Genomic DNA, 8711 nt, shown 5'->3' with positions numbered 1-8711 from the left:
CGCGAGCCCCGTCGGTGTTCAGCTTGCGGGGCAGGTCGGCGACCCGCTCCGTGTCGTGGAAGTCCTCCAGGTCCAGGGTGAGCGGCAGCAGCTCGGCGAGGTCGCGCGCGGCGGGGCTGTCGTTCAGGACGGCGTCGACGGGGCGGCCGTCGAGGGTGACCCGCATGTTCATGGATGTACTCCTTCCGGAGGGGGACGCCGACGGCAGCTGCTGCCTTCCAGAAGCGGCCAGAAGCGGCAGAGGACGAGGCGGCCGGGGCGTTCTCTGGTGTTCCGCTGGAGCAGGCGGTGCCGGCCAGCAGCAGGGCGGCTGCCAGAGCGGTGCGGAGCAGCAGGCGGAGGGCGGCGCGGTTCGTGGGCGGCGCCCCGGGCGTGGTCATGCGGGCATGGGTTCGGCGTAGTGCCGGAAGGCGTCGCGCTGGGTGTGGATGGCGTACAGGCGCTCGGCGAGCACGTCGGGGCTGGAGTGTTCGGCGTCCGGGCGGATCGCGCCGGGGATGATGAGCTGGGCGGCGTGGATGTTCTCCGGTGCGAGGGCGTCGTGGAGCATCGCGGCGTAGGCGCTCTCGGCGGCGAACGCGACCGAGGTGCCAGCCACCTGGGGGTTCGGGCGCACCGCGCTGCCGCCGTTGACGAACAGCAGCGTTCCCCGGCCCAGCTCTCGCATCCCGGGCAGGACCGTGTTCACGCAGGTGAGCGGGCTCTTGACGGAGAAGGCGAGCGGATCATCCAGGTCGGCGGCGGTGGTCTCCAGGACCGGCTTCATGAAATCGGCGCGGGGCACCGGGCTGAACTGGAGGACCTCGATCGGCCCCAGTTCCTCGGCCGCCGCGTCCAGGGCTGCGGTCAGGGAGGCTGGGTCGAGGGCGTCGGCGGTGAACCCGCGGGCCGTGATGTCGTCCCGGGCCAGCTCGGCAGCCAGTTCGTCCTGGTGCTGGGCGTTGCGGGAGATGAGGGCGACGTGGTGGCCGGCGGTTCCGAAGCGGCGGGCTGCGGCCAGGCCCAGGCCGGGACCGGCGCCGATCAGGGCGAAGGTGGTCACGATGGTGCTCCTCGGTCAGGCGGTGGCCGCAGTGGCGGTGTACTCGGCGTCGGTGACGGGTTCGAGCCAGTGCACGACGTCGTGGTCGTGGTCGCCCTCGTTGATGGCGAGGTGGACCATCAGCCGGTTCGGGGCGGCGCCGTGCCAGTGCTCCTCGTCGGCCTCGAACAGGACGCGGTCGCCGGGCCGGATGACCTCGACGGGGCCGCCGCGGCGCTGGCACAGGCCGACGCCCTCGGTGACGAAGACGGTCTGCCCGAGCGGGTGGCGGTGCCAGTAAGTGCGGGCACCGGGCATGAAGTGCACCAGCGAGGCGGTGACCCGGGACGGGGCCGGGGCGGCGGCGACGGGGTCGATGTAGACGTCGCCGGTGAACCAGTCGGCCGGCCCCTTGGCGGTGTCGATCGAGCTGCGGGTGATCTGCACGGGGTGCTCCTTGCGCGGGGTCGGGAGGGTCAGGGCTTGAGGAGGGTCTTGATGGCGCGGCGCTCGTCCATCGCCTTGTAGCCTTCGGCGACCTGGTCCAGGGGAAGGGTGAGGTCGAAGACCTTGCCGGGATCGATCGCACCGGTGAGGACGCGGTCGATGAGGTCGGGCAGGTAGCGGCGTACGGGGGCGGGGCCGCCGCGCAGGCCGACATGGGAGAAGAACAGCTCCTGCCCGTCGACGGCGACATCGTGGGGGACGCCGACGAAGCCGACGTTGCCGCCGGGCCGTGCGGAGTGCAGGGCCTGGCTCATGGACTGGGCGGTTCCGACGCATTCCAGGACGCTGTCCGCGCCAATCCCGCCAGTCAGTTCCCTGATCCGGGCCACTCCCTCTTCACCGCGCTCGGTGACGATATCGGTGGCACCGAACTCCCGGGCGAGCTTCTGCCGGCTCTCGTGGCGGGACATGGCAATGATCCGCTCCGCGCCCATCTCCTTTGCCGCGATCACGCCGCACAGGCCGACCGCGCCGTCGCCGACCACCACGGCGGTCGAGCCGGGCCTCACCTCGGCGGCGTCCGCAGCCCACCAGCCGGTGCCCATCACGTCGGAGACGGCCAGCAGGCCCGGCCAGAACTCCTCGCCGGGCACCTCGTCGGTGGCCACCAGGGTGCCCTGGGCGTTGGGGATGCGCACATAGTCGGCCTGGCAGGTGGACATGAACTCGCGGTGCAGGCAGTTGGACTGGAAGCCGTTGCGGCAGTTGGCGCAGGTGTTGTCCGAGGTGGCGAAGGAGCCGACGACGAACTGTCCCGGCTTCACTGCGGTGACCTCGGAGCCGACCTCCTCGACGAAGCCGACGTACTCGTGGCACATCGGGTGCGGGTCGCCGATCGGCTCGGCGCCACGGTAGGGCCACAGGTCGGAGCCGCACACACAGGTGACGGCCGTGCGGATGATCGCGTCGGTGGGGTGGAGCAGCTTCGGGTCCTCCAGGGACTCGAAGCGGACGTCGCGGGGGGCGTGGATGACTGCGCCGCGCATAGATGATCTTCCTTCGCGTGCCGGGGCGGGAGATCCCCGAGGCCGGGGTCGTCGCCGAGTGCAGGGCCGGGCGCCTGGCCCCGTCGTCGTGACAGGGCGAAAAGCACCACGTCATCCAGGTAACCCGCTCCTTGCGCAGACAGCGAGACACCATCAAGAGGTGTACTGCCAGTACATCCCTATGGACGCGGGCGGGACGTACCGTCGAAGGCGTGGACAACCAAGCAGAGGTCCGCGAGTTCCTGACCTCGCGGCGCGCCAAGATCACCCCCGAGCAGGCCGGCCTGCCCTCCGGGAACCGGCGCCGGGTGCCCGGCCTGCGCCGCAGCGAGGTCGCCGCCCTGGCCGACATGAGCGTGGAGTACTACGCGAAGCTAGAGCGCGGCAACCTCGCCGGCGTCTCTCCGTCCGTCCTCGAAGCCCTCGCCCGTGCCCTCCAGCTCGACGACGCCGAACGCGCCCACCTGCTCAACCTCGCCCACACCGCCGACGGCTCCGACGCCCTCACCCGCCCGAGGCGCCGCAGCACGCAGTGGAAGGCGCACCGCAGCCTGCAATGGGTCCTGGACGCCGTCACCGCCGGGCCCGCCTTCGTCCGCAACGGCCGCATGGACCTCCTGGCCGCCAACGGTCTCGCTCGCGCCTTCTATGACGACGTCTACGCGGCGGCCGGCAACCAAGCGAACCTCGCCCGATTCCAGTTCCTCGACCCCGCCTCTCGCCGCTTCTACCCCGCCTGGGAGCAGGCCGCCGACGTCGCGGTGGCCATCTTGCGGACCGAAGCCGGGCGCAATCCCCATGACAAGGGCCTACACGACCTCGTCGGCGAGCTGTCCACCCGCAGCGACGACTTCCGCACCCGCTGGGGTGCCCACAACGTCCGCCATCACGGCACCGGAACCAAGCGCTTCCACCACCACACCGTCGGCGACCTCACCCTCGCCTACGAAGGCCTGGAGATGGCCGCCGCCCCAGGGCTCACCCTCACTATCTACACCGCCGAGCCCGGGTCGGCCTCCGAGGAGGGCCTGCGGCTGCTCGCCTCCTGGGCCGCCACATCCCAGGCCCGCACGGCTTACCCCGGCGAATGAAGGTTCCGACGCGTCTCATCGCGACCTGCCTGTCGTCAAACGATCGTTTGACGACAGGTGGCCGGGGCGTCCAATGAACCCGTGCAATCCGGGGGTCCGCGGCGGCGCGAATCCAATCAGATCCGACGGTGATTACTGACAGGGTTTGACGACAGATAGGGTTCGACCCTCCGTACGGAAGGGGCCCTTCGGTGGCGAACCTGGTCTACAAGCGGGTCTCGACCGAGCAGCAGTCCACCGCCCGGCAGAACCTCGTCCTGGCCGAGGCCGGAATCGAGGACCCGGTCGTCTTCGAGGAGGACCCCGGCACCTCCAGCCGCCTCCACCCCCTCCAGCGCCCGAAGTTCCGCGAGTTGCTCACGTACGGGCGGCCGGGCGACACCGTGCACATCCCCGAGATGTTCCGCCTCGTCCGTGGCACCGGGCACATCCTCGACGTACTCGACGTCCTCCACCGCGACCGCCTCGCCCTGCGCTCCACGACGTCGCGTTCTCCGCCATGGACCTCACCGCCCGCCACCCCCGCACCGGCGAACTGCTGTCCACCGAAGTTCATGGTGCAGACCCTCGCCGCCGCCGGCGAACTCCAGCGCGACCTCCAGCGGGAGCTGACCTACGACGGACTGCGCGCCACCGAGGCCAAGGGCAGCAAGGGCGGACGCCGCCCCGCCGTCGCGGCCGCGCAGACCAGCGACGTGCGCACCGCGTACCTGGAAGGCCGCTCCATCGCCGCCCTCGCCCGCGACCACGGCGTCAGCCGCGGCGCGATCCGGACCGCCGTCGCCGACCTCCTGCCCGATCACTCCGCCACAGAGGAGGACGCGCCTGCCCCGGAGCCGTCGGTCACACTCGACATGCCGGGCAAGGTCGCCGACTACCTCCGCACCACCGAGCTGGAGCCCGCCGAGCGGGCCGCGCTTGACCAGGGGACGACCGTACGGCGCGGCCAGGGCTACACCCTGCGTGTGACCGCCGTCCCCGCGGTGCACCACCAGCTCCTCGCCCGGTGCCAGGCGCTCGACGGCACCCAGGGCATCCCAGCGGTACCAGCTCAACGCAAGGCCCGCCACGAGTACGAGAACCGGGTCAGCGCGCTCACACCCTGACCATGATCGTTCTCAGCGCCAACCGCTGTACCGATGTTCCCCGAGGCCGGGGACGGCCAGTCAGAAGCCGAGTCCGTCCACGATCGCGTCCAGCGACTGGTCGCCGCCGGGCCTGCGGTCAGGGCGTGCTTCTGTCGGGCGTCGGGCTGCTTGTCCGTTGAGTGGCGCAGGTACAGGCGGGCAGCCACGGCGGTCCCTTCGGGTTCGGCCGGGCCGTAGCGGCGGTGGCGTCCGATCAGCACCCTAGGGGGGCGAAGACGACCGATTGTGCCCCCACTCGTCATTCGACAGGCGCCCAAATGTGGGCCGCCGCGATCGGGCATCTGCCCGAATGTGGGCCTTGACGACGCGGCCGACACGGACAGCGATAACAGCTACTCAGCGTTACTTGTCTGGCGGTCGTAGCTATACGAGAACAAGGCCATCGAGGTCGACCAGACCGCCGAGGACGCCCGCTCAGCAACACCACCGCCAGCTGGCATCCTCATTCACCCGACCGTCTGGCCACACTCTCCGGGCGCCCGGCGTCCCACCTCGCCAGGGCCCTGCCTGCGCTCGCCGACTTCCTCAGCCCGCACCTCTCGCACAGCGGGGGAACCTCAACCTGACAGATGCACTGCGACAGGACAGGAGCTTTCTTCTTGCCCGCTGCCGGGGTCACCAGTCCAACCTCCCGTCAGGTTGGAAACGGCTCACTGACACGAATCCGACACATCGTACGCGGGACGCTGCGACGGCTCAGGCCGTTGCGCGGAGCAGCGGTGACGCCGGAACCGAGGTGACCCCGAGCGCCAGCGTCACGGTGGCGGCGGCGACGGCGGGCATGTGGTCCGGGGGCATGAGGATGATGGTCCATGGCTGGGTCTCGCCGTTGCCCCCCGTATTACCGAGGAGCATCATCGTGATCACCCAGGCGACGGGAACGATCACCGCCACCTGGTATCCCGCCACCCAGCGGGCCACCAGCATCAGCCCGATCAGGAACGCGGTGTTGCGACCGGCGGTATTCGCGGTAGGGGCGTCCAGCAGCACCGCGACGGCCTGCGCCACCGCGATCGCGGTCAGCGCGGTGGCCAGGATCAGCGCCTGATCGAACCGGGCGACCGGACGGCACCCCGAAGCCTCGGCGGACCGGAGGCTGCTGCCGAGCACGTGAGCGAGCCCGATGCAGACGATGAGCGGCGCGAAGAGCACGATCGGCCTGGCCGCCTCACTCCCCAGGGACGGAAGCGAGACGAGCGTGTCACCGGCGGCCCCGGTCACCGCCGCGTAGGCCACCAGAGCGACCACCAGAACAGGGAGCTGCCGGGTCCTCACCCACCACAGCATCCGATCACCCTTCCACGGGAGGGGCAGCCGGCATGGTCTCCGGAGCGGGCTTGCACTGCTGGAGCAGCCTGACGTTGCGCGTGTACCAGGACAGTTGCTCCTCGGGCGACAGCTTTGTCACCTTCCGCACCACGGACGCCAGGCGCGGGTCGGCGGCTCGCTTCTCGCTGTACTGACCCCGGATCGCCTCCTCGCCCAGGCCGGCCTTGACCATGAGCCACGCCGCGAGCGTGCCCACGTTGCCCTCTTGGACGTCGGTGGAGGTGTCGCACGGCGGGATGACGGGAAGAGCCGACGCCGCGACGCTGGCCTTCAGATCCACGTCGCGCATGTCCCTGTAGAGGAAGAGCCGCCACGTCTGCTTGTCGATGTGGGCCGCCTCGGAGACGAAGGCGAGCTCCTTCGGCGGCTTCAGCCCCGCACCCACCAAAAGGGGAACGACCTCCTTTGACGCCTCGGTCAGCGGGCCCAGGCTGGCGGCCGCCTCCACGGGAACACAGACCCGGGGCGAGCCGTCGGCACACACCGGCGCGTCGGTGCGGGCCTGCGGCGGCGGGTCCCCGGTCCAGTCCCGTACGGGTGCGACGGCCGACGCGGTGAACACACCGAGGCAGACCGCGGACGCGACGGCCGCAGCCCCGATCCGTACGAACCGGTTACGACGCCACCGGGCGATCTCCGCGCTGACCAGGACAGCGGCCAGAAAGCCGGTGGCCATCAGCATCGGCACCACCAGGGCCGTCGGATTCACCGTGATCGTGACGTCACCGTAAGGGGCGTCGAGCCACCCGGTGAGCTCCCGCAGCCACATCGGGGACGTGATCGTGACGGGCATGACGAGGCACAGATAGTCCACGACGAGGATCACGGGGGTGGCCAGGATGCGCGGCAGCATCATGCCCAGGCCGTAGCCGACGACCGTGTGGACGACGATGAGGTACCCGGCCGTGGCCAGCACGCCCGGGTGCGGCCAGTCGTGGGCCACACCCGTCTGCAGTCGCACGGTGATCAGGCACGCCACGACCGCCGCCACTCCGAGCAGCGCCACCGGCCACAGCACGCTGAACGCGATGGCGTACCGGCCGCGCACCGCCCCCAGGCGGTGGACGCCCGCCCGTCGCAGGCGCCCGGCCTCCCAGGCGGCGAACGCCGCGCAGGCAGGGGCGTAGAAGGGCAGGGCGTGCCCGACGAGAACAGTGTTCCCCGCCCAGTAGGCCGGCTCGTTCGACGCCTCGTGAGCGGTGACCAGCCACACCCATCCAAGGACCAGCGGCGCGATCCAGACAGTGCCGGTCGTACGCAACGCCGTCGCTACGCGCATACCGGCCCCTCCTCCCGGACGGTCGCGTAGTACGCGGCCTCCGCGAGGCGCCCGGGCGCCGTGCCGTGCGGGGCGAGAGCGAGGAAATCGCGTACCTGACCGGCGAATCGGACGGTCCCGCGGTCCAGCACGACGACGTGGTCGTAGGTCTCCTCCAGATCGGCGACATCGTGCGTCGAGAGCACCACATGCTGGTCGAGGCCGCTGAGGATCTCGTGGAAGACCCTGCGCTGGCGGGGGTCCATGCCGGCCGTCGGCTCGTCCAGCAGCAGGACTTCGGCCTCGTGCACCAGTGACTGGGCGACGCCTATCCGGCGTTGCTGCCCGCCGGACATCCGGCGGACCTTCTGGCCGGCGAGATCGGCGAGTTCGACCCGTTGCAGCGCGCCGAGCGAACGGTCCCAGGCGTCCCGCCGGTTCATGCCCTTCAGCCATCCGACGTACGCCACCTGCTCGCGGGCGGTCAGCCGGGGCACCGATTCGATCTGCTGAGGCAGCCAGGCGATGCGCCGCCGGAACGCGGTGAGGTCACCACGCCGCGTGGTCGTCTTCCTCCCGTACACAACGGTGCCCGAATCCGGCCGCAGCACGGAAGCGGCCAGCGACAGCACGGTGGACTTCCCCGCACCGTTGGGACCGAGGAACACCGTCCGCCCGCGCGGAAAGTCGATGGTGAAGCGCTGAACGACGGGAACGCGACGGCGATAGCCGAAGTCGACCGACTGAAAGCCGATGGGCATGGTGCGCACTCTCTTGTGGTGGGAGGCCCGCACCGGTTCGGTGCGGGCCGTGTCGTGCGTCAGATCACCACATGTGCACGCGCGAGACCGTCAGCGTCGGCCCCACGGAGGTGTTGCCGTTCACGGCCTTGACCTTGAAGAACAGGTCATCGCCCTTGCGGCCGGTCCACTCACCGTGAGACTGGCCGCCGCCGAAGCAGGCGGTGAACGTCTTCTTCTCCCAGTTCTCGTTCGGGGTCGTGTAGTTGTAGTTGATGAGCTGAATCTGCGTCGACTCGGTCACGTGCCCGCGGTCCGAGGTCACGCACTTGTAGAAGTCGATGACCGTCGGGGCCGTGCCGATGTCGGTCTTGCTGGAGCTGAAACCGGACACCACGCCCTGCATGTAGCTGTCGATCGCGTACAGCGAAATGCCCCCCTGCTTACCGCTGTAGGCGTCTTCGGCAGACGCGCTGGGTGCGGCGGCTAAAGGGAGCACTGCCACACATGCCACTACGGCGGCGGCTCTGCAGATATTTCGCGACGTACGCATGGTGACTCCTGGTTTCGATGAGGTTCACGAGACCGAGGCCGGCCTCGCCGCCTGATCCGGAGGCACTCCCCCCTAGTA

The 8711-nt window shown here is 70.2% G+C and carries 10 protein-coding genes; 2 read left to right on the top strand and 8 right to left on the bottom strand.

From position 1 onward, the window contains the following. From IH13_RS43655 to IH13_RS0130535, 4 genes are all read right to left on the bottom strand, one after another. On the bottom strand, positions 1–166 hold a 166-nt coding region (locus IH13_RS43655), incomplete at its 3' end, for a cyclophilin-like fold protein (RefSeq protein WP_267883892.1). 210 nt (positions 167–376) lie between these two features. After that, positions 377–1042, bottom strand: coding sequence for an SDR family NAD(P)-dependent oxidoreductase (locus IH13_RS0130545; RefSeq protein WP_031089353.1), 666 nt, complete (start codon positions 1040–1042; stop codon positions 377–379). A 15-nt stretch (positions 1043–1057) separates the two neighbouring features. After that, positions 1058–1468 (bottom strand): (R)-mandelonitrile lyase, encoded by a 411-nt coding sequence (locus tag IH13_RS0130540; protein WP_031089352.1) that lies wholly within the window; start codon positions 1466–1468, stop codon positions 1058–1060. Between the two features lie 29 nt (positions 1469–1497). After that, positions 1498–2514: a zinc-dependent alcohol dehydrogenase family protein gene (locus IH13_RS0130535; protein WP_031089349.1), complete on the bottom strand. Its 1017-nt coding sequence runs from the start codon at positions 2512–2514 to the stop codon at positions 1498–1500. 212 nt (positions 2515–2726) lie between these two features. Between IH13_RS0130535 and IH13_RS0130525 the strand changes: the two genes are divergently transcribed. Together IH13_RS0130525 and IH13_RS38920 are read left to right on the top strand one after the other, a co-directional pair. Next, entirely contained in the window at positions 2727–3605 is an 879-nt protein-coding gene (locus IH13_RS0130525) for a helix-turn-helix transcriptional regulator (protein ID WP_031089347.1), read from the top strand. A gap of 191 nt (positions 3606–3796) precedes the next feature. Further along, positions 3797–4711 (top strand): recombinase family protein, encoded by a 915-nt coding sequence (locus IH13_RS38920; protein WP_158791412.1) that lies wholly within the window; start codon positions 3797–3799, stop codon positions 4709–4711. Positions 4712–5449: 738 nt separating this feature from the next. Here the strand turns inward: IH13_RS38920 and IH13_RS39900 are convergent. The 4 genes from IH13_RS39900 to IH13_RS0130500 all read right to left on the bottom strand — a co-directional run bounded on the left by IH13_RS39900 (position 5450) and on the right by IH13_RS0130500 (position 8579). After that, a complete protein-coding gene (locus tag IH13_RS39900) occupies positions 5450–6040 on the bottom strand; it encodes a hypothetical protein (protein ID WP_031089345.1) in 591 nt (196 codons plus the stop codon). Between the two features lie 4 nt (positions 6041–6044). Beyond that, complete coding sequence (locus tag IH13_RS0130510) at positions 6045–7361, bottom strand: DUF7224 domain-containing protein (RefSeq protein WP_031089343.1); 1317 nt, start codon at positions 7359–7361, stop codon at positions 6045–6047. Then, entirely contained in the window at positions 7352–8101 is a 750-nt protein-coding gene (locus tag IH13_RS0130505; protein WP_031089342.1) for an ABC transporter ATP-binding protein, read from the bottom strand. Before IH13_RS0130505 ends, IH13_RS0130510 begins: the two co-directional genes overlap by 10 nt. Positions 8102–8165: 64 nt before the next feature. Beyond that, positions 8166–8579 (bottom strand): hypothetical protein, encoded by a 414-nt coding sequence (locus IH13_RS0130500; protein ID WP_158791408.1) that lies wholly within the window; start codon positions 8577–8579, stop codon positions 8166–8168. Positions 8580–8711 lie beyond the last annotated feature (132 nt).

This window comes from Streptomyces sp. NRRL WC-3549 (genome assembly GCF_000721935.1).
Classification (GTDB): Bacteria; Actinomycetota; Actinomycetes; order Streptomycetales; family Streptomycetaceae; genus Streptomyces.
Note: the sequence above shows the minus strand (reverse complement) of the source record. Positions and strands in the feature narration are given on the sequence as shown.

What these genes read in the sequence shown, in the direction of transcription:
- IH13_RS39900 (WP_031089345.1), bottom strand. Translation starts at nt 6,040, where the DNA reads ATGCTGTGGTGGGTGAGGACCCGGCAGCTCCCTGTTCTGGTGGTCGCT.
- IH13_RS0130510 (WP_031089343.1), bottom strand. Translation starts at nt 7,361, where the DNA reads ATGCGCGTAGCGACGGCGTTGCGTACGACCGGCACTGTCTGGATCGCG.
- IH13_RS0130535 (WP_031089349.1), bottom strand. Translation starts at nt 2,514, where the DNA reads ATGCGCGGCGCAGTCATCCACGCCCCCCGCGACGTCCGCTTCGAGTCC.
- IH13_RS0130505 (WP_031089342.1), bottom strand. Translation starts at nt 8,101, where the DNA reads ATGCCCATCGGCTTTCAGTCGGTCGACTTCGGCTATCGCCGTCGCGTT.